The sequence below is a fragment of the Bradyrhizobium sp. CB3481 genome, from assembly GCF_029714305.1.
Taxonomy (GTDB): Bacteria; Pseudomonadota; Alphaproteobacteria; order Rhizobiales; family Xanthobacteraceae; genus Bradyrhizobium.
The window spans coordinates 6,144,633-6,167,661 of sequence record NZ_CP121647.1; the positions used below are offsets into that span (position 1 = coordinate 6,144,633).

Below are 23,029 nucleotides of genomic sequence, written 5' to 3' on the forward strand. Positions count from 1 at the left end.
TCGGCCGACGCAAGCAGACTGGCGGCGCGGAAAGTCGAATCTAAGTCAGGCCACGTTCGAAGTCAGGGCGCGCTTGAGGTCGAATTCGGCATCGGCGGCTTGCTCGGGGGTAATTGAGCCGTGAGCGGCGAGCAGACGCCGTCCGAACATGTGATCGCCCGCGCGGTTAACGGATTCGATGCCGACGAGTTGCCCCGCCTTGTAGCAAAAGACGGAGAACGCGCCTTGCGCGCGATCACCGCGCACCACCACCTGGTCATAACCTGTGGTCAATCCCACCATCTGCAGCTTGTCAGGTCCCTGATCGCTCCAGAACCACGGCAGGCCGTCATAGGGCTTGGCATCGCCGGTCAGCCGGGCGGCAATGCAGCGCGCGTGGTCTGTGGCGTTCTGCACGGATTCCAGCCGCAGCGAGCCGCCGAACCGCGGGCTCGCATAAAGCGAGCAATCGCCCATCGCCGAGATATTCGGATCCTCGGTCAAAAGATTCTCATCGACGATGATGCCGGCGGCGACCTTCAAGCCGGCGTCCGCCGCCAGTTCGACATTAGGTAAAACGCCGACGCCGACCACGATCAGGTCGGCCTTGATATGCCGTCCGTCGCTCAGGCTCACACCGGTGACCTTGCTGCCGTCACTCTCGATGCTGGTGACCTGTACGCCGAGGTGAATCCGGATACCGGCCGCGGTGTGCCGGGACTGGAAGTGCTCCGAGATTTCCGCTGTCACCGCGCGCGCCATGACCCGCGGCGCGAGCTCGACGACGTCGACCTCGAGGCCCTTGGCTCGCGCCGTTGCGGCAAATTCCAGCCCGATGAATCCGGCGCCGATGACGACGACGCGCTGGCCTGCCGTGATATAGTCGCGCAACGACTGGCTTTCATCGAGCGTGCGCAAATAGCGCACGCTGTCGAGATTGGCATTTGGAATATCGAGCAGGCGGTTGCGCGCGCCGGTCGCCAGCACCAGGTGGCCGTAATCGAGCGAGGCGCCGGAGGCGAGCGCCACCTTGCGCGCGGCACGATCGATCGACACCGCGCGATCGGAAATCAGATCGATCTTCTGGTCGGCATAGAATTTTTCCGGGCGGAACATCAGGCTGTCGGGTCCGCCGGTTCCCTTCAGATAGGCCTTCGATAGCGGCGGCCGCTGGTACGGCAGATGGCCCTCGTCATTCACGAGCGCGATGGCTTGCGAAAAGCCGTGCTGGCGCAGCGAGGCCGCGAGCTGGTAGCCGGCGTGGCCCGCCCCAATGATGACAACCGGTCCTGTCATCGGCACATCCTACGTTCGAGCGCACGGGAACGACCCATGTTGTTTCCCCTCCGAGGTTTTGGCTTGCCTGTCCCGTCCCCTGAAGCGGCGCTCGTGTCCGTCCGACAAACGATGACAGCTCCTATCTGACCTCATGGCGCGCGGAGACGCAAGAGCGCCGTGGCCAGAGGATCGCGCAGTATTTTGCCGGCCATGCCTCGGGGATTGTCACCCCTTGCCTTCTGCGATTTAAATGCAGACCCCGTTTCGAGCCGAGGGCCCGCCATGCCAACGTCAGATGATACCGCCAGCGCACCTGCCCTGCTCCGGATCGAGGGTGCAATCGCCACCATCACATTGAACCGGCCCGCCGCCTTCAACTCCATCAATCTGCCGATCGCGCAGAAGCTCGAGCAGCTCGGCGCCGAGATCGAGGCTAACCACGATATCCGGGTGCTGGTCATCGAGGGCGAAGGCCGCGCCTTTTCGGCCGGCGGCGATTTGCAAACCATTGGTGCTGCGGCCGCCAACGACACCGTCGCACCTGTGGTCGGCGAACTCCTGAAGCACTACCACGCCTTCATCGAGACGCTGCGGCGGATGCCGAAGATCGTTCTCTCCAGCGTCCACGGCTCCGCCGCCGGCGCCGGCATGGGCCTCGCCTTCGTAGCCGATCTCTGCATCGCCGCCGAGGACGCCCGCTTCACGCCGGCCTATGCCAAGATCGGCGTGTCCCCGGACGGCGGCAGCACCGTAAGCATGGTCGGCACCGTAGGCACCCGCCGCGCGTTGCAGATCTTCCTCGCTGAGGACAGTTTTACCGCGCAGCAGGCCTATGAATGGGGCCTGGTCGCCCGCGTCGTTCCGGCAGCCGAGCTGAAGGCGCAAACGCGAAAGTTCGCCGAGCGGCTGGCGCAAAATCCGCCGGCCGCCATCGGCGGCACCAAGGCGCTGGTCTATCAGGCAGCGGTCACGCCGGTGAAGCAGCAGTTAGATGCCGAGGAAGCGAAGATCATCGATGCCATGTGCACCGACGAATTCCGGGCTGCCGTGAAGAAGTTTACCAGCAAATCGAAGTAGCGGCGTACTGGCGCCGCCCACTCAACTGTCATCATCCGCGAAGGCGGATGATCCAGTACGCCGCGCCCTCTCGATTCACGTCCGGCGCCTCGGCGTACTGGATGCCCGCCTTCGCGGGCATGACGACGATGTGCCGACCCGATCAATTCGGGCAGATATACCCCGTCCCTGATGGTGACTTGAAGCAGCCGACCGATTCCGGGATCACCTGCTTCGGCAGCCACAGCACCACCTTCGGGAAGTAGATCGTAAAGGTGATGGTGACCAGGAACACGACATAGATCGGCAGCGCCGCCCGCAACGCCTTGGAAAACGGGACCCCGACGAATTTCGAGGCCATCAGCAGCACCAGCCCGTAAGGCGGCGTGATCAGTCCGAATGCCAAAGTCGCAATCAGCACGACGCCCATGTGAACGGCGTTGATGTCTCCGGCTTGCGTCAGCGTATTCACCAGCGGCATGAAGATGATGATGGTCGGCACCGGCTCGATGAAATCGCCGACCACGGTGAACAAGAGCACCAGCAGCAGCATGATCAAATGCGGATCGTTGCCGGCGATCGCGATGATCCAGTCGGCGATCACGGAGGCGCCGCGCAGGTAGGCCAGCATCCAGCCGAACGCATTGGCGGCGCCGATCGTGATCAGCGGCAGCGAGAAGATCAGCCCGGCGAGGCAGAAATCATAGGGAATGTTCTTGAAGTGGCCGCGGTTGAGCGCGGGGATCACCACGGCGATGATCCAGATCACGGCGACGACGCCGGCCTCGGTCGGTGTGAAGGCGCCGGTCAGGATGCCGCCGAGCAGGATGACCGGGATCATCATCGGAAGGGCCGCATCGCCTGCCGCGAACACGATCTGCTTCAGCGGCGCGCGGGGCCGGCGCATGCCGGTCGGCCCGAAGAAGAAACAATAGATCATCAGGCCGAAGCCGATCATCAGCCCCGGCACCACGCCGGCCATGAACAGGCCGGCGATCGAGACGTTGCCGACCGCGCCGTAGACCACGGCGGTGATGCTCGGCGGCACCAATGCCGCGATGGTAGAAGCCGCGGCAATGATCGCGGCGATGAAGGCGGGGCTGTATCCCTCCTTCTTCATCGGGCCGCCCAGCGCGCGGGTCATCACGGCAACGTCGGCGGTGGTCGATCCCGACATTTCCGAGAAGAACATCGAGAACACGACCACGACCTGCGACAGCCCGCCCCTGATATGCCCGACCAGCGACAGCGACAGATTGGCGATCCGTATCACCACATTGGCCGAGCTCATGAGTTCGCCAACCAACAGGAAGAACGGGATCGCGAGCAGCGCTTCGGAATCCACGCCGTCAAAGATCTTCTGCATGATGGCGGCAAGCGAGACATCGGCGAGCAGCGCGCCGACGAAAACGCCAGCCATCAGCGAGAACGGCACCGGCACGCCGAGATAGCCGAAGAACAGGAAGCAGAACGTCATCAGTCCGAGAATGACGGGGGAGCTCACAGCCGTCCCCCGTTCTGGATGCCGACATCGGCGGGCGGAATGTCGGCAGTCTCTTCAGGGGGCTCGGGATGGTCAAAGCCGTTGCGGATGCCGTTGACCAGCTGCTCGATGGTGAACAGCGCGATCAGCGCACCTGACAGCGGAATCGCGGCATAGAGCGAGGCGATCGGCGTGTTCGAGGGCAGCCGGAAACTGCCGAAACCCCTAAGATAGTTGATGTAGCCGTAATAGATCAGGCATCCCGCCACCGTCAGTACCACGAGCCGGATCAGGATTTCGACGATCATGCGCGGCGTGCCGTGCATCGATTCCGAGATCGCGGTCAGATAGAGGTGATCGTTGCGGCGCGTGGCAACCGCGGAGCCGATGAAGATGGCATAGATGAACAGCGTCGAGGTCGCTTCCTGCAGCCATAGCCAGGGGTGGCCGACGGTCCGCGTGAAGATGTCAGCGGTGACGGAGAGCGAAAAGCCGAAGCACAGCATACCACAGATCATCATCAGGATCAGTTCGAGCCGGTCGAGCGCCCGCCATTTCAGATGATGCTGGCGTTGCAGCACGAGTCTATCGGCAATGGACATTGCTACACTCTCTGCCGTCGTCCCTGCGAAAGCAGGGACCCATAACCATGGGCGCTAATTTAGTCGTTGCGAACGTCGGCTAGCCGATCACTCAGCCGACAGGCCGCGGGGTATGGGTCCCGGCGTTCGCCGGGACGACGCACGGAACTAATTGACCGCCCGGATCAGCGTCTTGATCTTGTCGGCGTGCGGACCGAGCTCCTTGGCGAGCTTGTCGAGATAGGGGTCGGCGATCTTCTGGAAGCTCGCTTTGTCGACGTCCTTGACGATCTTGACGCCCATTTTCTCGAGCCGCGTCGCAGCCGCGTTCTCCAGATCGAATGCTCGCTTCGGCTCCTGCAGGCTGACGTCCCGCGCGGCGGCCAGCACCCATTTGCGCTGATCGGCATTGAGGCCCTGCCAGAGCTTGTCGCTGACCCAGACCACGCAATTGTTGGCCTCATGTCCGGTCGTCGACAGCACGGGCGCGACTTCGTAGTGCTTGTTGATCATGTAGACGTTGACGGCGTTCTCGCCGAAGTCGACCACGCCGGTTTGCAGCGAGGTGTAGACGCTGCCGAACGGCATGTGCACCGTCTGGGCGCTATAGGCCGGAAACATCATGTCCTCGGTCGCGGTCGCCTGGACGCGGACCTTGAGGCCCTTCATATCCTCGGGCTTGCGCACCTCCTTCTTGCCGTACATGTGCCGAAAGCCCTGGGTGCAGAGGCCGATGGCGTGAATGCCCTGCGTGGTGTTGTCGATCATGTCGCGCACCGCCTCGAACACCTTCTCGTCGCCGAGCGCCTTGATGTTGTGCTCCTCGGAGCGGAATAGGAAGTGCAGCGACATCACGCCGGCCTGCGGCGAGATCGTCGAGGTGTTGGCTGACGACACCACCGCGAAATCGAGATCGCCGGCCTTCACCAGCTGCAGGAGCTGAGGCTCCTGCCCGAGCTGCGCGCCGGGAAACTGATCGACGAGCATCGTGCCCTTACTCAGCTCCTTCAGCTTCGCCGAAAAGATGTCGTAAGCAATGCTGTAACCGGAGTTGAGCTGCTGATCGTGCGCGAAGCGATAGTGCTTCACTTCCTGCGCACTGGCGCCGGTGGCGAGCATGACCGCCGCAGCGGCGATCGCCGCGAGTATCGATTTCCCTGGATTCCCCATGACGCATTCCCCCGTTGGCTTGATTTTTTCCAATCAAACCACCGGGGTGGCGACATTGTCAATAAAGCATCGGATTTTTCCCGCCAGATCGCGCCAATCAGCTGTATCCTGATAGCTATTATCGATAATTCGGCCGGATCAGTCCCTGCCCTCGCCGCGCATGAAATCGAAGTCGCAGCCCTCGTCGGCCTGCAGAATCGTTTCATTGAACAGATACGCGTAGCCGCGCCGGGCTCCCTCGGCCGTTGCGGCCGGGGCCAGCGCCGCACGGCGCTTTGCCAGCTCGGCTTCATCGACCAGGAGATCGAGGCGGCGGCCTGCGACGTCGAGCCGGATCATGTCGCCGTTCCTCACCAGCGCCAGCGGGCCGCCCACCGCCGATTCCGGCGTAATGTGCAGTACGATGGTGCCGAACGCGGTGCCGCTCATACGCGCGTCCGAGATCCGCACCATGTCCTTGGTGCCGCCGCGCGCCAGCTTCTTCGGGATCGGCAGATAGCCGGCTTCGGGCATGCCCGGCGCGCCCTTGGGGCCGGCATTGCGTAGCACCAGCACGTCATCGGCATTGACGTCGAGATCGGGATCATCGACCCGCAGCGTCATGTCCTCGACGGATTCGAACACCACCGCACGTCCGGTGTGCTGCAGCAGTTTTGGGCTCGCCGCCGATTGCTTGATGACGGCCCCCCGCGGCGCCAGATTTCCATGCAGGATCGCCATCGCGCCTTCCGCTTTGATCGGGTTGTCGCGTGAACGGATGGCATCCTGCCCCGGCACATCCTCCGCGCCGGCGACGATCTCGCGCAGCGTCTGGCCCGTGATGGTCTTGGCATCGAGATCGATGAGGTCGCCAAGTTGCGCCATCAGCTTCGGCACGCCGCCGGCATGATGGAAATGCTCCATGTAATGCTCGCCTGACGGCTTCAGATCGACCAGCACCGGCACCTCACGGCCGAGCCTGTCGAACGTCTCAAGATCGATCTTGTGCGGCGAGCGATGGGCGATCGCGGTCAGATGGATCAGCCCGTTGGTCGAGCCGCCGATCGCCTGCATCACGACCTGGGCGTTGCGGAACGACGCCGGCGTCAATAGTTCGCTGGGTTTTGGCCCCTTCGTCTTGGCCATTGCGGCAGCGACCCTGCCGCTGGCCTCCGCCGAACGAAATCGCTCGGCATGCGGCGCAGGAATCGTTGCACTCATCGGCAGCGACAGCCCGAGCGCTTCGGTGATGCACGCCATGGTGCTGGCAGTGCCCATCACCATGCAGGTGCCGACCGATGGCGCGAGCCGGCCATTGACATCTTCGATCTCGACGTCATCGATTTCGCCCGCACGATATTTCGCCCAGAGGCGGCGACAGTCGGTGCAGGCGCCGAGCACCTCACCCTTGTGATGTCCGACTACCATCGGCCCGACCGGGATGACGACAGTCGGCAGATCGGCGCTGACCGCGGCCATGATCTGCGCCGGCAGCGTCTTGTCGCATCCGCCGATCACCACCACCGCATCCATCGGCTGCGCCCGGATCATCTCCTCCGTATCCATCGCCATCAGGTTGCGCAGATACATCGAGGTCGGATGCGAGAAGCTTTCGGCGATCGAAATGGTCGGAAACACCATCGGCATCGCGCCCGACAGCATCACGCCGCGCTTCACCGCCTCGATGATCTGCGGCACATTGCCGTGGCAGGGGTTGTAGTCGCTGTAGGTATTGGTGATGCCGACGATCGGCCTGTTCAGCGCGTCGTCCGAATAGCCCATGGCCTTGATGAAGGCCTTGCGCAGGAACAGCGAGAAGCCAGCATCGCCATAACTTGCCAGTCCCTTGCGAAGTCCGTCGGCCATTTTTTCTTCCCGTTTCGTTGGAGGTGGGCACTTAAGGAGCCCGCCGGATTATTGTCAATGTCTGATTATTCGGGCGCATTCTGGGCTCATGCACCCCGAAATCGGCCGTCATTATTGACAATAAAGATCCGGCGTGTTGACTACGGGCACCATTGGAAACGCGCCCATGAACCAACCGTTGCGCATTGGCCTGATCGGCGCCGGCATGGTGAGCCGTCATCATCTCATCGCCTGGGCCAGCATATCAGATCAGGCCCGCGTCGTGGCCATCGCCGATCCGTCGGCCGAAAATGCCGCACGGCGCGCCGGCGAGTTCGGAATTGCGCAGACCTATGCCAGCGCCGAGGCGATGCTCGCGGCGGTGACGCTCGACGCCGTCGATATCGCAGCGCCCCGCGAAATGCACGCGCCGCTGGTGCGGCTCGCTGCCGCAAGACGATTGCCGGTGCTGTGCCAGAAGCCGCTCGCGCCCAACCTGCAGGAGGCAACGGAGCTTGCGGCCGAAGTCGATGGTGCGACACGCCTGATGGTGCACGAGAACTGGCGTTTTCGCGGTTATTACCGCGATGCGGCGGCGTGGCTGCGCGAGGGACGGATCGGCAATATCAAACAGGCGCAACTGACACTGTTGACCTCCGGCGTGCTGCCGGGGCCGGACGGGCTTTGTCCCGCGTTGGAACGGCAGCCGTTCATGCGGCGCGAACGGCGCATGCTCGTGGCTGAAGTGCTAATCCATCATCTCGATACGCTGCGCATGTTGCTCGGGCCGCTGCAGGTGACGGCGGCGCAGCTCTCGCGTTCCAGTGACCTTCTCGCCGGCGAAGACGGCGCGGTGATCCAGCTTCGGACCGATGGCGGCGCGGGCGTTGCCATGTTCGCCAGCTTCGCCGCCCACGGGCACCCGGCCACGCAGGTCGACCGGCTGGAAATCCTCGGCGACAAAGGCGCGATCCGGCTCGACGGGCCGTCGCTGACGTGTTCGGGCACGTCGCCGGCCGAACGCAGCTACGATCTCGCCGTCGAGTATCAGGGTTCCTATAATCGCACCATCGCGCATTTCGTGAGTGCGCTCCGCGACAATCTGCCCTTCGAGACCGCGCCGGCCGACAACCTTCAGACCTTGCGCCTCGTCGAGGATTGTTATCGGCTGTCGGGCTGGGAGGCTCTGCGATGAACCCACAGCCATCGTCGACGGACGCGCCCGCGCCCTCGCGCGAGGAGGAGCAGGCAGAGGTCATCCGCCGGCTCGAGGAGGACATCATCTTCGGCCGCTTCGCGCCGGGCCTGCGGCTGGTCGAAGACAACTTGATGCAGCGCTACGACGCCAGCCGGCACTTCGTCCGCCAGGCGCTGTTTCAGCTCGAGCGCCAGGGCATCGTGCTACGCGAGAAGAACATCGGCGCCACCGTGCGATTCTATTCGGCCGACGAGGTGCGCCAGATCTACGAGGTGCGGGAAATGCTGACGCGGCAGGCGGCGCTGATGATTACGCTCCCCGCTCCCGCCAGCCTGATCGAACAGTTGACCGAACTGCAGCGGCAATACTGCGCCAAGGCCGACGCGCAGGATCTGCGCGGCATCCACGAGGCCAACGACGCGTTTCACGTCGCGCTGTTCTCGGCCTGCGGCAACCCGTATCTGGTGCGCTCGCTGCAGGACTACATGAACCTGACACTGCCGATGCGCGCCAAGAATCTCGCCGACAAAGAAGGACTGGCGCTATCCCGACGCCAGCACGAACTGATGATCGAACTCCTCACGGGCCGCGACAGCTGGGCGCTGGCGCAGCTGTGCGTCGATCACATGCAGTACAGCAAGTCGGATTATCTCGGCCGCATCGCGGAGGACGAGGGCAAGCGCTAGCGCTTGCCCCAATCCACGATCCGGCCCTTGTCGCCATCGAACTCCATGCTGCAGAACGTGCCGCCCTGGAAGTAATCGCCGACCGGATCAGGCTTCAGCTTGGCCTGCTCGGCCATGGCGTGCTCGCGGAAATCTTCTGCCCTGCCGGTCGGCCGGTAGCCGAGCTCATAGGCTCGGTGGTTGTCCCACCAGGCGCGCTCGTTATAGGAGGCGCCGTAGAAGATCTCGAAATGGATGTCGGGATGTTCGAGGCCGATGCGGCAGAGCTGCACGAGGTCCTCGGGCTTCAGCCAGATCGAGAGGCGGCGGTGGTCGAGCGGCATCTCGCCGAAATTGCCGATCCGGATGCAGGTGACGCCAAGCCCGTGCTTGTCGGCGTAGAGCGCGCCGACCGCTTCGCCAAATACCTTGCTGACGCCGTAACGGCCATCGGGGCGCGGGGTGACGTCGGTGCCGATCCGGTGATGGCGCGGGTAGAAGCCGACCGCATGGTTCGACGAGGCGAAGATCACGCGCTTGACGCCCTTCTTTCGCGCCGCCTCGAACAGATTGTAGCCGCCGATGATGTTGGACTGCAGGATCGAATCCCAGGGCCCTTCGACCGAATAGCCGCCGAAATGCAGGATGCCGTCGACGCCCTCGCAGATCGCCTCGACCTCAGCCATATTGGCGAGATCGGCCGCCTTGAATTTCTCGTCCTTGCCGAGATCGGCCGGCGCCTTCAGGTCGCTCAGCACCAGGTCCGGATAGATCGGCGGCAGCAGCTTGCGCAGGGATGTCCCGATCCCGCCGGCGGCGCCGGTCATCAATATGCGTGGCATTTCGTTCCTCTTATCTCGCAACCGATTTGCGGTCATTAGCAGGGAATGATAGCAAACCCAACCGCTCTGGGAACGCACCAACGAGAACAGCAAATGTCCGATGCAGCATCGCATGCCGCCGGCTGGCGCCCGGCTACTTATTACCCCGATCCGGCCATCCGTGCCCTCGACCCGCGCTTCGAGAAATACTGGCTCAAGCTCTCGGCAGTCGAGCGGCTGACCACCGGGCTGCGCTGGGCCGAAGGGCCGGTGTGGTTCGGCGACGGGCGGTATCTGCTCTGCAGCGACATTCCGAACCAGCGCATCATCAAATGGGAAGAGGAGACCGGCGCGGTCAGCATCTTCCGCAAGCCCTCGAACTTCGCCAACGGCAACACCCGCGACCGCCAAGGCCGCCTCGTCACCTGCGAGCACGGCGGCCGCCGCGTCACCCGCACCGAGTATGACGGCTCGATCACCGTGCTGATGGATTCGTTTGACGGCAAGCGGCTAAACTCGCCGAACGACATCGTCGTCAAATCCGACGGCTCGATCTGGTTCACCGATCCGGTGTTCGGCCTGCTCGGCAACTACGAAGGCTACAAGGCGGAGTCGGAGATCGAGCCGAATGTCTATCGGATCGACGGGCAGACCGGCAAAGCCACCGTCGTCGCCGAAGGCGTGCTGGGGCCGAACGGACTCGCCTTCTCGCCAGATGAAAAGATTCTGTACGTCATCGAGTCGCGCGGCGTGCCCAACCGCAAGATCCTCGCCTATGACGTCTCACCTTCCGGCGACAAGCTTTCCAACAAGCGCGTGTTCGTCGATGCCGGACCGGGCACGCCTGATGGCTTCAGGGTCGACATCGACGGCAATCTCTGGTGCGGCTGGGGCATGGGCGATCCGGAACTCGACGGCGTCGTGGTGTTCGCGCCCGACGGCGTCATGATCGGCCGCATTGCGCTGCCCGAGCGCTGCGCCAATCTCTGCTTCGGCGGCGTCAAGCGCAACCGCCTGTTCATGGCCGCGAGCCAGTCGATCTACGCGCTCTATGTCAACACGCAGGGCGCGCCGGGGGGATAACGCTCCCGCACACACTGCTGTCGTTCCGGCGAAAGCCGGAACCCATAACCACAGAATCGAGTCGTTGGAGCGAGCTGGAGCGCGAGCCTTCGCAAAGTGACTTCCTGTGGTTATGGATCCCGGATCGGCGCTCGCTGTGCTCGCTTGTCCGGGACCACGGGGTGGTCAGAGACTATCAGCTCACCCCTTCTTCTCCTGCGCGGCGGTCTGCTTGACGAGCGCGTCCTCGAACGCCTTCTCCAGCGTCGCCGCGTAGGCATTGAACTCGCCGGGATTGACGAATGGATTGGGTCCGCCTTCGCCGAGCTTGGCGCGTTTGTCCTGCATCTTGTACATTTCCGGATGCGGCGCGAGCAGCACGTCCACCTTCATGTCCTTGGCGCGCGCGAACGTCTTGCGGTAATCGGCGACGATTCCGAAATAGGTGGGATCGCCGACCAAGCGGTTCAGCGCCACAGTGCCGCTGCAGAAGATCAGCGCGGAGCGCGTGGCGTCACCGTCCTTCACCGAAAATTCCCAACTCGTGCAGCCCGGCGAATGTCCGGGAGTCTCCCGCGCAGTCAGCGTGACATCGCCGACCGTCACCGTGTCGCCCTCGCGCACCGTGCGGTCGACCTTGACCGGCGGGAAATTGAGCGCGTCGTTGTTCTCCGCGCCCGGGTAGTAGCCGCCTTCGAGCAGCGACTTGTCGGCTTCGCCCGCCACCATCCGCGCGCCGCTCGCCTTCTTGATCTCGGCAAGGCCGCCGGTGTGGTCGATATGGGCGTGGGTGTTGAGGATGTATTTGATGTCGGTGATCTTGAAGTCGAGCTTCTCGATGTTTGCTTTGACCAGCGAGGTCGATTCCGGCATCACCATATCGACGAGGACATGCCCCTGCGGCGACGTGATCAGATAGGACGCCAGCCCCTCGGTTCCAACATAGTAGACGTTGCCGATCATCTTGAATGGCTCGGTCGGTGCGTTCCACTTTGCGCGTAGGGTTGCGAGCATATCCTTGACCGTCTGGGCCTGCGCGACCCCGGCAAGCGGCAACAGCGCGACCAGCGCAATGGCGACTCTCTTCATCTTCAACCTCGGTTTCTTGATTGTTCTGCGCCCGTCCTGCGAAGCGGCGTCATTATGAGGATCGAAAGCAACGAAGCAATCCACGCTTGTCCAGCAATGGATTGCTTCGCTTTACGCGTAGTGACGGTTTAGGGATTACGCAGCGTTGTAGCCGGCGACCGCCTTCACCTCGAGATATTCCTCGAGGCCGTACTTGCCCCACTCGCGGCCGTTGCCGGACTGCTTGTAGCCGCCGAACGGCGCGGTGCGGTCGTTCGGCACGCCCTGCAGGTTGACGTTGCCGGCGCGGATCTGGCGGGCGACGCGGCGCGCGCTTTCCACGGTATCGCCGGTGACGTAGCCGGCGAGACCATAGGGCGTGTCGTTGGCGATCTTCACTGCTTCAGCCTCGTCCTTGGCGCCGATGATGGTCAGCACCGGTCCGAAGATTTCCTCCTTCGCGATGGTCATGTCGTTGGTGACGTCGGCGAAGATGGTCGGGCGGACATAGAAGCCCTTGTTGACGCCGTCCGGCAGGCCCGGACCGCCGGCGACGAGCGTCGCGCCTTCATCGATGCCCTTCTTGATCAACGCCTGGATCTTGTCCCACTGGCCACGGTTGACGACGGGGCCGATAGTGGTGCCTTCGGCGCGGGGATCGCCGGCCTTGGTCTTGTCGGCGACGCCCTTCGCGATCGCAGCGACTTCTTTCATCTTCGACAGCGGCACGATCATCCGCGACGGCGCGTTGCACGACTGTCCGGAGTTGTTGAACATGTGCATGACGCCACCGGTTACCGCCTTGGTGAGGTCGGCGCCTTCGAGGATGACGTTCGGCGACTTGCCGCCGAGCTCCTGGCTGACGCGCTTCACGGTCGGCGCGGCGCGCTTGGCAACGTCGACGCCGGCGCGGGTCGAGCCGGTGAACGAGATCATGTCGATGTCGGGATGTTCGGCCATCGCAGCGCCGACTTCGGGGCCGAGGCCGTTGATGAGGTTGAACACGCCCTTCGGCACGCCGGCTTCATGGAGGATTTCCGCGAAGATCAGCGCCGAGGTCGGGGTGAATTCGGAGGGCTTGAGGATCATGGTGCAGCCAGCGGCGAGCGCGGGCGCGACCTTGCAGGCGATCTGGTTCAGCGGCCAGTTCCACGGCGTGATCATGCCGACGACGCCGACCGGCTCGCGCACGACGACGGCCGAGCCGAGCGTCTCCTCGAAATGGTAGTTCTTCAGCACTTCCAGCGTCGAGGCGATGTGGCCGAGCCCGGCGCCGGCCTGCAGCCGCTCGGCCATCGGCAGCGGCGCACCCATCTCGTCGGACACCGCCGCGCCGATCTCCTTCATGCGGCCCTTGTAGACCTCGATGATCTTTTCCAGGAGCGCGATGCGCTCTTCGCGGCTGGTCTGCGAATAGGTCACGAAGGCGCGCTTGGCGGCGGCGACGGCCTTGTCGAGATCGGCCTTGGAGCCCAGCGCAACTTCATACATCGCTTCTTCGGTCGCTGGATTGACGACCGGGGTGGACTTCTTGACGGCCGGATCGACCCAGGCGCCATCGATGTAGAATTGCATGCGATTGACCATCGGAAACCTCTTTAATCTCGGAGCAATGGAGGGGAACGAAAGCGTTCGGCAGGCATCCTTGCACGAAAGCCAAGGCGGTTGAACCCGCCATATGCGGGGCGCCGCGATGCGGCAGGCGCTGGATATAAGGACGGCGGCGCGGCGGTGGCAAGGTCGGTAATTCGTCCCGGCGAAGGCCGGGACCCATAAGCACCGGCGGGAGTCGTGAGATAATGCCGTTGGACCTCATCAAGGTAACGGCGGCGTATGGGTCCCGGCCTTCGCCGGGACGACTGGAATTGTCACACCGCCATCTTCCTGTGCCGCACCGGTGCGCCAACCGTCAGGCTTTCTGCCGCATCGATGATGGCGTTGGCATCTATTCCGTAGTGGCGGTAGAGGTCTTGAATGGTGCCGGTCTGGCCGAACTGCTCGACGCCGAGCGCCTCGACGCGGTGGCCGCGGACGCTGCCGAGCCAGCCAAGCGCAGCGGGGTGGCCGTCGATCACGGTCACGATGCCGCAGTCGCGGCCGAGCGGCGCCAGCAATTTTTCGACATGGCTGAGATGTTGTATGCCACGGCGGTCGCGCCGCAAATTCCGCGCCGCGGACCATCCCGCGTGCAGCCGGTCGGCGGAGGTTACCGCCAGTAAACCGACATCGCGGTGGCTTTCACCGATCAGGCCGACGGCCTCGATCGCCTCGGGCGCCACCGCGCCGGTATAGGCGATCACGATATCGCAGTTCGGCCCTGGCTCGCGCAGCCAGTACGCACCCTCGGCAATGTCCCGTTGCAGGTCCGGCGTCATGATGCGCTGCGGCTGGTCGATGGTGCGGGTCGAAAGGCGCAAGTAAACCGAGCCGCCCTCGCCGCCTTCGCGCTGCATGTGGCGGAAGCCAAACGCCATGATCGCCGCCAACTCATCGACGAAGGCCGGCTCGAACGAAGCCAGCCCGTCCTGCGCCATGCCGATCAGCGGCGTTGCAATCGACTGGTGCGCGCCGCCTTCCGGCGCCAGCGTGATGCCCGACGGTGTCGCCGCCACCATGAAGCGCGCGTCCTGGTAACAGGCATAATTCAGCGCATCGAGGCCGCGCTCGATGAAGGGATCGTACAGTGTGCCGACCGGCAGCAGCCGCTCGCCATTGATCTGGTGCGACAGGCCGAGCGCCGAGAGCATGATGAACAGGTTCATCTCGGCAATGCCGAGTTCGAGGTGCTGGCCCTTCGGCGAAAATTCCCAGCTATAGGCGGACGGAATCTTCTCCTGCCGGAACAGGTCGTGATTTTCGGCCTTGGCGAACAGCCCGCGGCGGTTGACCCAGGCGCCGAGATTGGTCGACACCGTGACGTCGGGCGATGCGGTCACGATCCGCGACGCCAGCTCGGTGTCGGCGCGTGCGAGTTCGTTGAGCACCAGCCCAAAGCCCTGCTGCGTCGACATCTGCGCCGCCGGCTTGAAGGTGAGCCGCTCGGGTACCTCGATCGTGGACGCGGTCAGCCGGCGGCGGCCCTGCTGATTGAAGGGCGCGGCCGCCAGAAAGGCCTCGAGCTCGGTCGGCGTCTGCGACAGGCCCTCGAACTTGTCCCACTCATGGCCGGGGCGGATGTTCTGTGCAGTGCGCCATTTTTCCATCTGCGCCACTGTCATCAGGCCGGCGTGGTTGTCCTTGTGGCCCTGCATCGGCAGGCCGACGCCCTTGATGGTGTAGGCGATGAAGCAGACGGGGCGATCATGATCGATCGCCTCAAACGCCTCGATCATGCTCGCCATGTCGTGGCCGCCGAGGTTGGACATCAGCGCCAGCAATTCCTCATCGCTGCGGCGGTCGATCAGCTCTGACACCGCGCCCTGGTCGCCGATGTCGTCCTGCAGATGCTTGCGGAAGGCGGCGCCGCCCTGAAAGCACAGCGCGGCATACATCTGGTTCGGGCAATTATCGATCCAGCGCCGCAGCGCCTCGCCGGCGGGTTCGGCGAACGCCGCCTGCATCAGGCGGCCGTACTTCACGATCACGACCTCCCAGCCGAAGTTGCGGAACATGGTCTCGAACTTCGCCCACAGCCCCTCGCGCACGACGGCATCCAGGCTCTGGCGGTTGTAGTCGACGATCCACCAGGTGTTGCGCAGCGCATGCTTCCAGCCTTCGAGCAGCGCTTCAAAGATGTTGCCCTCGTCCATCTCGGCATCGCCGACGAGTGCAATCATCCGCCCCTCGGGGCGATTTTTCATCCAGCCATGCGCGGTGACGTAGTCCTGCACCAGCGAGGAGAACAGGGTTTGTGCGACGCCAAGGCCGACCGAGCCGGTGGAGAAGTCGACATCGTCGGCATCCTTGGTGCGCGACGGATAGGACTGCGCGCCCTTGTAGCCGCGGAAATTTTCCAGCTTCTCGCGGGTCTGGTTGCCGAACAGGTACTGGATGGCGTGAAACACCGGGCTAGCATGCGGCTTCACCGCGACACGGTCCTGCGGGCGCAGCACCGAGAAGTACAGCGCCGACATGATGTTGGCGAGCGAGGCGGACGAGGCCTGGTGGCCGCCGACCTTCAGCCCGTCGGCATTCGGCCTGACGTGGTTGGCGTGATGGATTGTCCACGACGACAGCCAGAGCACCTTGCGCGCCAGCGCGGACAACAGTTCGAGACGTGCAGGCTCGATCGGCATGGCAGGGCTCCCGGCGATTCAGTATGCGCCAATTTTAGCCGCGGCGCAGGCGCCAAACTTCTCAATTTCCTGCGGCATACCGTCCGATATTGGGATAAAATACCACAATACCCCTCCAAACTATGAGTTCATCCCAATGGCCGCCCTCGATGCCATCGACCGCAAGATCCTCAGCCACCTGCAGAGCGACAGTCGCATGACCATGCAGGAGCTCGCCGACAAGGTCGGCCTTTCGGTGTCGCCATGCCATCGCCGGGTGAAATTGCTGGAACAGCACGGCGTCATCACCCGCTATATCGCGACCGTCGACCAGAAATCGCTCGGGCTTCACGTCAGCGTGTTCATCTCGATCAAGCTGGCGCGGCAGAAGGAAGAGGACCTCAACCGGTTCGCCAAGGCGATCTCGAAATGGGACGAGGTGCTGGAGTGCTACCTGATGACCGGCAACCGCGATTACCTCTTGCGCGTCGTCGCCGCCGACCTCTCCTCCTATGAAGCGTTCCTGAAGAACAAGCTGACGCGGCTCGATGGTATTGCTTCCATCGAGTCGAGCTTTGCGCTGAGCCAGGTGAAGTATTCGATCGCGCTGCCGGTGTGATGGAGAGATGCCGCCACACACACCATTGTCGTCCCCGCGAAAGCGGGGATCCAGTACGCCGCGGCTTATCCGTTCAATCACTGGCGTCTCTGGCATACTGGGTCACCCGCCTGCGCGGGTGACGACAGCTGAATGTGGAGCGGCGATCTCGCGACATGATTTGCCCGAGGTTTGCATCTCGTTTGCCCCCATCGAAATGAGGGCGCAGGGAAGACCAGGTGCGCGCCGCACCCGCGGTCTCGCGTGCCATTATGCGCATTAGCAAAAGATGCACACGAGCATACAGGTTCGGCGGGAGCATCCCGGCCTTCCCTGCGCAATGGCTTTACCGCTTACTTCGCGCTCTTCCCGGAGAACGGCTCTTTTGCCTCCGTCGCCCGCAAGATGCTTTCGCTTCCCGAGGGCTTAACGCCAGCACCACGGCGCCAGAACCACACGACTTCACCGTACGCCTCAGCCACACTCGTCCGTCATGGCATCGGCGTCCATCGCATCTCCCCGCGCGTCAGTGACGATGGCCAACGCCCCTCATCTCGCGGTGAGACGGCGGTATTTATGCCGCTGATTTGGGTCAGAATGGAAGCGGAATATTTCTGATTATCAGCAATTCCTGACTTGACGCCACTTCTGACAATCAGAACTGATTTGCCCGTCGGGCAGCCACAATCGTCGGTGCCGTAGGGTGGGCAAAGCGACAGCGTGCCCACCATCGAGCGGCGCGATCGGTGAGAGATGGTGGGCACGTCGCTTGCGCTCCTCTGCCCACCCTACGGCATCCTCATTCTACATGACCGTTTTCGCGGGATTTGCGTCATTTCCAGCGGAATATGACGGCGGTAAACTCTGATACAATCAAGCACGCATCGAGCCGGCAATTATGACATCGCGACGCCTGTTGTGGAGCGCCCTTGGCGCTGTCGCACTTCTTCTCATTATCGGCGGCGGCTGGCTGTGGTCGCTGCCGCCTGCCCCAGCCGTCACACCGCCGCCGCCGATCGCACAGGCCGAGCGCGACGCGACGGTTGCGGCGTTGAAGCCGCCGAAGCGGCAGCGCCCGCTGATCGCCATCATCGGCATCAACGATGGCACCGAGACCACCGATTACCTGATGCCCTACGGCATCCTGCGGCGCGCCGATGTTGCCGATGTTATGACGCTGGCGACGAAGCCGGGCCCCGTGCAGCTCTATCCGGTGCTCAAGGTCGAGCCGCAGGCGACCATCGCTGAGTTCGATGCGCAGCACCCTGATGGTGCCGACTATGTCATCGTGCCCGCGATGATCCGCGACGACGATCCGGCGGCGCTGCAATGGATCAGGAATCAATCGGCCAAGAAGGCCATCATCATCGGCGTCTGCGTCGGCGCCAAGGTGGTCGGCGATGCCGGGCTGCTGCACGGCAAGCGCGCGACCACGCACTGGTATTCGGTCAAGGAATTGCGCAGCAAGCATCCGACCATGCAATACGTTGAGGACCGGCGGTTCGTCGTCGACGACGGCGTGGCGACCACCACCGGCATCTCCGCCTCGATGCCGATCTCGCTGACGTTGATCGAGGCGATCGCCGGCCGCGACAAGGCGCGCGCGGTGGGACGCGATATCGGCGTCGCCGACTGGGATGCGCGGCATGAAAGCGACGCGTTCCGCTTCACGCGCCCGTTTGCGCTGACCGCAATCGGCAACACCGCCGCGTTCTGGGCGCGCGAACGGCTCGGCATCGAGCTCAAGGACGGTGTCGACGAAGTGTCGCTGGCGCTCGCCGCCGATGCGTGGTCGCGGACCTTTCGCTCCCAGGCGGTGACGTTCGCCGTCACCGCCGATGCCCGGCAGAGCCGGGGCGGTCTCCGCATCTATCCCGAAGAGGTCGCCGCGAGCTGGCCGGCGGAACGGCTGCTGGCTTCAGTCGGGGAGCGCAAGCCGGCGGAAGCGCTGGACGAGACCTTGCGCGCCATGACGGCGCGTTACGGTGCGCGCACGACGGATTTTGTCGCGATGCAGATGGAGTATCCGAGAAATCGTGCAGCGCAGTGAGATTTCGTAGGGTGGGCAAAGCGAAGCGTGCCCACCATCTCACAGCGTACTCGTCGATGGATGGTGGGCACGTCGCTTCGCTCCTTTGCCCACCCTACGGCAGCGGCAATCACCGCCACGGCTCGACGATGATCTTGGTGTGCGCCTCGGGATTGGCGAGATCGGCGAAGGCTTTTGCGACGCCGTCGATGCCGACTGACGCGGTCACCATCGAAGCTGCATCGACCTGCCCTTCCGCGATCAGCCGCAGCGAATACGCGAACTCCTCCGGCGTGTAGCCGAGCGCATACTGGACGTTGAGCTCCTTCAGGATGCCGAGCATTGGCTCGGAGCGGTCGGTCTCCATGCAGACGCCGACCACGACGATGCGCGCATCGCGCGGCGCGCCCTCGAACACCTGCTGGATCAGGCCGGGCACGCCGACGCATTCGAAGATCAGCGCGGGCTTGAGCGCCGGCAGCAGCGCCTGCAGCGGCGGGCGCGCGGCCTTCTCCTCCGGCGACATCTGGGCGTGCTCCGCCCAGGTCGTATAAGGCTGCGTGCGCGCGGGATCGACGACGACGTCGGCGCCGAGCCTTTCGGCCAGCGCGCGGCGCGCCGGCGAGTAATCCGCGGCGACTATCGGATGCAAACCCCTGATCTTGAGCGCGGCGATGACGGCGAGCCCGACCGGACCGCAGCCGATCACCAGCGGCACCTCGCCGCCGCTGATGTTGGCTTTCGCCACCGCGTGCACGCCGACCGCGAGCGGCTCGGTCAGCGCGGCATGCTCGGCGGCAAGGCCGTTCGGCACTTCAAGCAGCAGCGCCTCGGAGAGCAGCATTTGCTCGGCATAGGCGCCGACAAAATCGTTGGAATAGCCGATGCCCTTCGGACCTTCGGCGGTCAGCAGCGCCGGGATCGAGCAGACTTTTGCGCCGGGCTTGAACTTACGAGCGGTATCGGGGCCGTAGTCCAGCACCTCGCAGCAGAACTCATGGCCGAACACCACATCGCGCGAGAGATCCATCGGCTTGCGGCCGGGAAAATGTTTTGCCAGTTCCACCATGCGGTGCGCATGTTTGCGCGCGTGCAGGTCGGAGCCGCAGATGCCGCAGGCCAGCGACTTCACCAGCACCTGCCCGGCGCCGGGTTTCGGCTCCGGCATCTGATCGACGACAATTTCCCCGTTGCGGAAAATGGCGGCGCGCATCGACGGAATCCTCCCGGTGATTTTTCATCACTCTAGCATGGAGAATTACCAGGAATAGCGGACCACACCCTTGCCGGCGTAGGAATTGGTGACGCTCGAGAACTGGCCTTCGAAGGTTGCCGCCGTCGACCAGCCGTTCAGCCATTTCATCTCGGCCGCGGCCGTCACCAGCGCCGAGTCGTGCGCCTGCGCCGCGCCGTTGACGATGAAGGCCGCGCCCGGCAGCGTCTGGAACAAGGCCGTGACGTTGCGGTCGGTGTTGAAGTCGTGCGCCCAGGCGGCGCGGCCGCGCAGCGTGAGGATGCCGTTCTGCACGGCATACGATTTGTCGGTGCGCAGGCCGAGTTCGGTGCGCGCGGCGGTGACGTCCTTGGCGGCATAGTTCAGCGCGAAGGTGCCGGGGCCGACCAGCACCTGCTCGGCATAGGCCGGCAGGCTATAGCTGGTGAACTGGCCGGCGGCATAGGGCGTGATGCCCATCCACGGCGTGATGAAGCGGTAACCACCTTCGATGCGGCCGGAATAAGCGTTGGTGTTGAACTCGGCGCGCAGGCGCTCGAAGCCGGCGACCGTAACCGTGCGCTCCGTGGAGACATCCTGCCAGCCATAGGCGGCCGCGGCGGTGACATAGGCTTGGCCCATGGTGTGGCGCACGAACGCGCCGGCCTGGAACAGGTCCGAACGTCCCGAGCCGAAACCGGAGACGGCAAAGCTGGTGCCCCCGCCGGCGAGCGCAAAGACAGCCAGCGTATCCGGCGAGAAGCGATAATCGGCGCCGACCGCAACGCCGAAGGCGCGCGCGCTGGCGTCGTTCGAGCCGAGCGCCGCGTTGCCCGACGTATTGCTGCCGCCGCCATAAGCCGAGCCCCAGACGCTCCAGCGCCGATCGAACAGATCGCTCTGCGCGACGTCCGCCTTGGTCGGGAATTTGGCGAAGGCCTCGCGCGCGGGACGCTTCTTCGCGGCATAGCCGAGCTCGCTCTCCTCCGCGAACGGCACTGCGCCGGCATTGCCACCGAAGCCGCCATTGCGGCCGGCGACGAACGGATCCGAGATCAGCGACAGGAACAGGTTCATCGCATCGAACGTCGCCTGCTGCGAGCCGGTCGCGAGTTCACCCGACACCTGCGTCAGGCCGGCCGGCGACAGCGAGGCGAAGGCGGCGGGAATGCCGCCGGTGGCGTTGAAGAAATTGGTCAGGCTGCCCGCAACATTCTGCTGGTTGACGTTGAGGCCGCCGCCATAGTTCAGCGCGAAATTCAGGTAGACGTTATTGAGGTCATAGCTGAGGCTTGCGGCCAGGTTCGGCGTGGTGCTCGACACGACCGGGTTGAACGTGCCGGAGACGCCGCCGGTCGCGGTAAGGATGGTGTACTGCTTCGCCACTGTCCCCAGCGGCGCAACTACGACGGTGGCGCCGCCGAGCGTCGCCACGCCGGTGACGCGAGTCAGGTCACTGCTCGCGCCTGAAATCTCCACCATGTAGCTCGACGCCGCCGTAAAGGTCAGGCTACCAGGCACGTTCAGCGTACCGATCGAATTGCCCGGCGCCAGCGTGCCACCATTGACTGTGACATCGTTGATCGTGCCGATACCGCCGAGCGTGCCGCCGGCGTTGATGGTGACGAGGCCGTTGATGATGCCGTTGACCGAAAGCGTGCCGCCCAGCACGTTCCAGTTCTGCGCGCCGGTGCCGAGGAGGGTCCAGTTCGAGGCGCCAACCTTGTTGAAGGTCGTGAAGCCGTCATATTGCTGGCCGCCGCCGATCAGGCTGAGGTTGAACGTATCCTTGCCGACGCCGCCGAGCTGGAACGTATCGGTGCCGCTGCCCATCACGAGGCCGTTGATGACGCTGCGGGGCCCGAGCGTCAGCGTGCTGTTGCCACAGCCGCAGAGCTCGATCGCGGCAAATCCCCCGGCAGCATTGATGGTGCCCGAGTTGAATATCGTGCCGCTGCCCCGGAGCAGAATGCCGATGCCGATCCCCCCCGTGCCGACGTTGACCGTGCCGGTATTGGTGACGGAACTGGTGCCGACGAAACTGGAAACGTCGATGCCGACGGCAAACCCGTTTCCGACGGTGATGGTGCCGCTGTTGGTGATGGTGTTGGAATCGCCGACCACGAGGATGCCAACCGCAGCCTCTCCGAGCAGGATGCGGCCGCTGTTGTCGATCGTGCCGGACGAGCCGTTAAAGGCAAGGCCCGCGCTCTGCACCCCACCATTGATTGTGCCGGAATGAGTGATCAGCGCGCGGGCGCCCACGATGGCAATTCCGGCGCCGTTATCGCCGATATTCATCACCCCATTGCTTGTGATCGTCGCATCGTCGCCGAACACGTCGATGCCGGCCCCGGAAGCCGCCGTGTTGATCGTGCCCGCGTTGTTGATGATCCCGCGGTTGCCTTGCAGAAAGACGCCGTCGCCGTTGATGCCAGCGATGAGGGTGGCGCCGGCCAGGACATTGACGGTGAGATTGTCGATCCCGCCGGCCTGAAAGCCGTTCGGAGTCCAGCCGCTACAGGTTACAGTGTCCCCGCTCGCGGCGGGATCGGGCGCGCACGCCGCGTTCGCGGGCGCTGCCACCAAACTCAATGCGCCGAAAGATGCCGACACGGCGACGGCCCACGCAGCCGCGCTCCGGCGTCGTCGGCCCTGCGCCGATAGAAGCAACTGAAAAAACAACGCCCCGAACCCCAATATCAGGCGCTCTTCCGGCGCCATCGGGATTCACTAGCACGGGTTCCGCCGTGGAATTACGGATGCGGTGTTGAATCCGCCGGATTTGCG

At 63.9% G+C, this 23,029-nt stretch carries 17 protein-coding genes; 6 read left to right on the forward strand and 11 right to left on the reverse strand.

The window, feature by feature from the left end; translation table 11 throughout:
- Positions 1–45: 45 nt before the first annotated feature.
- The gene (locus QA643_RS29945; RefSeq protein ID WP_283029258.1) at positions 46–1,275 is read right to left on the reverse strand and encodes an FAD-dependent oxidoreductase; all 1,230 of its coding nucleotides are present in this window, start codon (positions 1,273–1,275) and stop codon (positions 46–48) included.
- A gap of 264 nt (positions 1,276–1,539) precedes the next feature.
- Here QA643_RS29945 and QA643_RS29950 point away from each other — a divergent pair, with 264 nt between their 5' ends.
- A complete protein-coding gene (locus QA643_RS29950; RefSeq protein WP_283029259.1) occupies positions 1,540–2,334 on the forward strand; it encodes an enoyl-CoA hydratase/isomerase family protein in 795 nt (264 codons plus the stop codon).
- Positions 2,335–2,476: 142 nt separating this feature from the next.
- Here the strand turns inward: QA643_RS29950 and QA643_RS29955 are convergent, their stop codons facing one another.
- The 4 genes from QA643_RS29955 to QA643_RS29970 all read right to left on the reverse strand — a co-directional run bounded on the left by QA643_RS29955 (position 2,477) and on the right by QA643_RS29970 (position 7,392).
- Complete coding sequence (locus tag QA643_RS29955; protein ID WP_283029260.1) at positions 2,477–3,817, reverse strand: TRAP transporter large permease; 1,341 nt, start codon at positions 3,815–3,817, stop codon at positions 2,477–2,479.
- Positions 3,814–4,398, reverse strand: a complete 585-nt coding sequence (locus QA643_RS29960) for a TRAP transporter small permease (RefSeq protein WP_283029261.1) — start codon at positions 4,396–4,398, stop codon at positions 3,814–3,816. Before QA643_RS29960 ends, QA643_RS29955 begins: the two co-directional genes overlap by 4 nt.
- 147 nt (positions 4,399–4,545) lie before the next feature.
- Positions 4,546–5,547: a TRAP transporter substrate-binding protein gene (locus tag QA643_RS29965; RefSeq protein WP_283029262.1), complete on the reverse strand. Its 1,002-nt coding sequence runs from the start codon at positions 5,545–5,547 to the stop codon at positions 4,546–4,548.
- A gap of 138 nt (positions 5,548–5,685) precedes the next feature.
- Complete coding sequence (locus tag QA643_RS29970) at positions 5,686–7,392, reverse strand: IlvD/Edd family dehydratase (RefSeq protein ID WP_283029263.1); 1,707 nt, start codon at positions 7,390–7,392, stop codon at positions 5,686–5,688.
- A gap of 166 nt (positions 7,393–7,558) precedes the next feature.
- Here QA643_RS29970 and QA643_RS29975 point away from each other — a divergent pair, with 166 nt between their 5' ends.
- Both QA643_RS29975 and QA643_RS29980 read left to right on the forward strand, forming a co-directional pair.
- Positions 7,559–8,566: a Gfo/Idh/MocA family oxidoreductase gene (locus tag QA643_RS29975; protein WP_283029264.1), complete on the forward strand. Its 1,008-nt coding sequence runs from the start codon at positions 7,559–7,561 to the stop codon at positions 8,564–8,566.
- Entirely contained in the window at positions 8,563–9,255 is a 693-nt protein-coding gene (locus QA643_RS29980) for a GntR family transcriptional regulator (protein ID WP_283029265.1), read from the forward strand. Before QA643_RS29975 ends, QA643_RS29980 begins: the two co-directional genes overlap by 4 nt.
- Here the strand turns inward: QA643_RS29980 and QA643_RS29985 are convergent.
- The gene (locus QA643_RS29985) at positions 9,252–10,076 is read right to left on the reverse strand and encodes an NAD(P)-dependent oxidoreductase (RefSeq protein ID WP_283029266.1); all 825 of its coding nucleotides are present in this window, start codon (positions 10,074–10,076) and stop codon (positions 9,252–9,254) included. The two genes, QA643_RS29980 and QA643_RS29985, sit on opposite strands and share 4 nt — an antisense overlap.
- 93 nt (positions 10,077–10,169) lie before the next feature.
- Between QA643_RS29985 and QA643_RS29990 the strand changes: the two genes are divergently transcribed.
- Positions 10,170–11,138 carry an SMP-30/gluconolactonase/LRE family protein gene (locus tag QA643_RS29990; RefSeq protein WP_283029267.1) on the forward strand — a complete coding sequence of 323 codons (969 nt, stop codon included), beginning with the start codon at positions 10,170–10,172 and terminating at the stop codon, positions 11,136–11,138.
- Between the two features lie 180 nt (positions 11,139–11,318).
- Here the strand turns inward: QA643_RS29990 and bla are convergent, their stop codons facing one another.
- From bla to QA643_RS30005, 3 genes are all read right to left on the reverse strand, one after another.
- On the reverse strand, positions 11,319–12,206 hold the full coding sequence (gene bla, locus QA643_RS29995; protein ID WP_283029268.1) for a subclass B3 metallo-beta-lactamase: 888 nt from the start codon (positions 12,204–12,206) through the stop codon (positions 11,319–11,321).
- A 135-nt stretch (positions 12,207–12,341) separates the two neighbouring features.
- Positions 12,342–13,772 carry an aldehyde dehydrogenase family protein gene (locus QA643_RS30000; RefSeq protein ID WP_283029269.1) on the reverse strand — a complete coding sequence of 477 codons (1,431 nt, stop codon included), beginning with the start codon at positions 13,770–13,772 and terminating at the stop codon, positions 12,342–12,344.
- Between the two features lie 281 nt (positions 13,773–14,053).
- Positions 14,054–16,420, reverse strand: a complete 2,367-nt coding sequence (locus QA643_RS30005; RefSeq protein WP_283029270.1) for a transketolase — start codon at positions 16,418–16,420, stop codon at positions 14,054–14,056.
- Positions 16,421–16,556: 136 nt separating this feature from the next.
- Between QA643_RS30005 and QA643_RS30010 the strand changes: the two genes are divergently transcribed.
- Both QA643_RS30010 and QA643_RS30015 read left to right on the forward strand, forming a co-directional pair.
- Positions 16,557–17,018 carry an Lrp/AsnC family transcriptional regulator gene (locus QA643_RS30010; RefSeq protein ID WP_283029271.1) on the forward strand — a complete coding sequence of 154 codons (462 nt, stop codon included), beginning with the start codon at positions 16,557–16,559 and terminating at the stop codon, positions 17,016–17,018.
- A gap of 877 nt (positions 17,019–17,895) precedes the next feature.
- A complete protein-coding gene (locus QA643_RS30015) occupies positions 17,896–19,047 on the forward strand; it encodes a DJ-1/PfpI family protein (RefSeq protein ID WP_283029272.1) in 1,152 nt (383 codons plus the stop codon).
- Positions 19,048–19,156: 109 nt separating this feature from the next.
- On the opposite strand, the gene QA643_RS30020 is transcribed toward QA643_RS30015, so the two are convergent.
- Together QA643_RS30020 and QA643_RS30025 are read right to left on the reverse strand one after the other, a co-directional pair.
- Complete coding sequence (locus QA643_RS30020; protein ID WP_283029273.1) at positions 19,157–20,239, reverse strand: zinc-binding dehydrogenase; 1,083 nt, start codon at positions 20,237–20,239, stop codon at positions 19,157–19,159.
- Between the two features lie 45 nt (positions 20,240–20,284).
- Entirely contained in the window at positions 20,285–22,825 is a 2,541-nt protein-coding gene (locus QA643_RS30025) for an autotransporter domain-containing protein (RefSeq protein ID WP_283029274.1), read from the reverse strand.
- Positions 22,826–23,029: the final 204 nt, after the last annotated feature.

Coding starts and splice junctions, on each gene's coding strand:
- QA643_RS29945 (WP_283029258.1), bottom strand. CDS start 1,275: ATGACAGGACCGGTTGTCATCATTGGGGCGGGCCACGCCGGCTACCAG.
- QA643_RS29950 (WP_283029259.1), top strand. CDS start 1,540: ATGCCAACGTCAGATGATACCGCCAGCGCACCTGCCCTGCTCCGGATC.
- QA643_RS29960 (WP_283029261.1), bottom strand. CDS start 4,398: ATGTCCATTGCCGATAGACTCGTGCTGCAACGCCAGCATCATCTGAAA.
- QA643_RS29965 (WP_283029262.1), bottom strand. CDS start 5,547: ATGGGGAATCCAGGGAAATCGATACTCGCGGCGATCGCCGCTGCGGCG.
- QA643_RS29970 (WP_283029263.1), bottom strand. CDS start 7,392: ATGGCCGACGGACTTCGCAAGGGACTGGCAAGTTATGGCGATGCTGGC.
- QA643_RS29975 (WP_283029264.1), top strand. CDS start 7,559: ATGAACCAACCGTTGCGCATTGGCCTGATCGGCGCCGGCATGGTGAGC.
- QA643_RS29980 (WP_283029265.1), top strand. CDS start 8,563: ATGAACCCACAGCCATCGTCGACGGACGCGCCCGCGCCCTCGCGCGAG.
- QA643_RS29985 (WP_283029266.1), bottom strand. CDS start 10,076: ATGCCACGCATATTGATGACCGGCGCCGCCGGCGGGATCGGGACATCC.
- QA643_RS29990 (WP_283029267.1), top strand. CDS start 10,170: ATGTCCGATGCAGCATCGCATGCCGCCGGCTGGCGCCCGGCTACTTAT.
- bla (WP_283029268.1), bottom strand. CDS start 12,206: ATGAAGAGAGTCGCCATTGCGCTGGTCGCGCTGTTGCCGCTTGCCGGG.
- QA643_RS30000 (WP_283029269.1), bottom strand. CDS start 13,772: ATGGTCAATCGCATGCAATTCTACATCGATGGCGCCTGGGTCGATCCG.
- QA643_RS30005 (WP_283029270.1), bottom strand. CDS start 16,420: ATGCCGATCGAGCCTGCACGTCTCGAACTGTTGTCCGCGCTGGCGCGC.
- QA643_RS30010 (WP_283029271.1), top strand. CDS start 16,557: ATGGCCGCCCTCGATGCCATCGACCGCAAGATCCTCAGCCACCTGCAG.
- QA643_RS30015 (WP_283029272.1), top strand. CDS start 17,896: ATGACATCGCGACGCCTGTTGTGGAGCGCCCTTGGCGCTGTCGCACTT.
- QA643_RS30020 (WP_283029273.1), bottom strand. CDS start 20,239: ATGCGCGCCGCCATTTTCCGCAACGGGGAAATTGTCGTCGATCAGATG.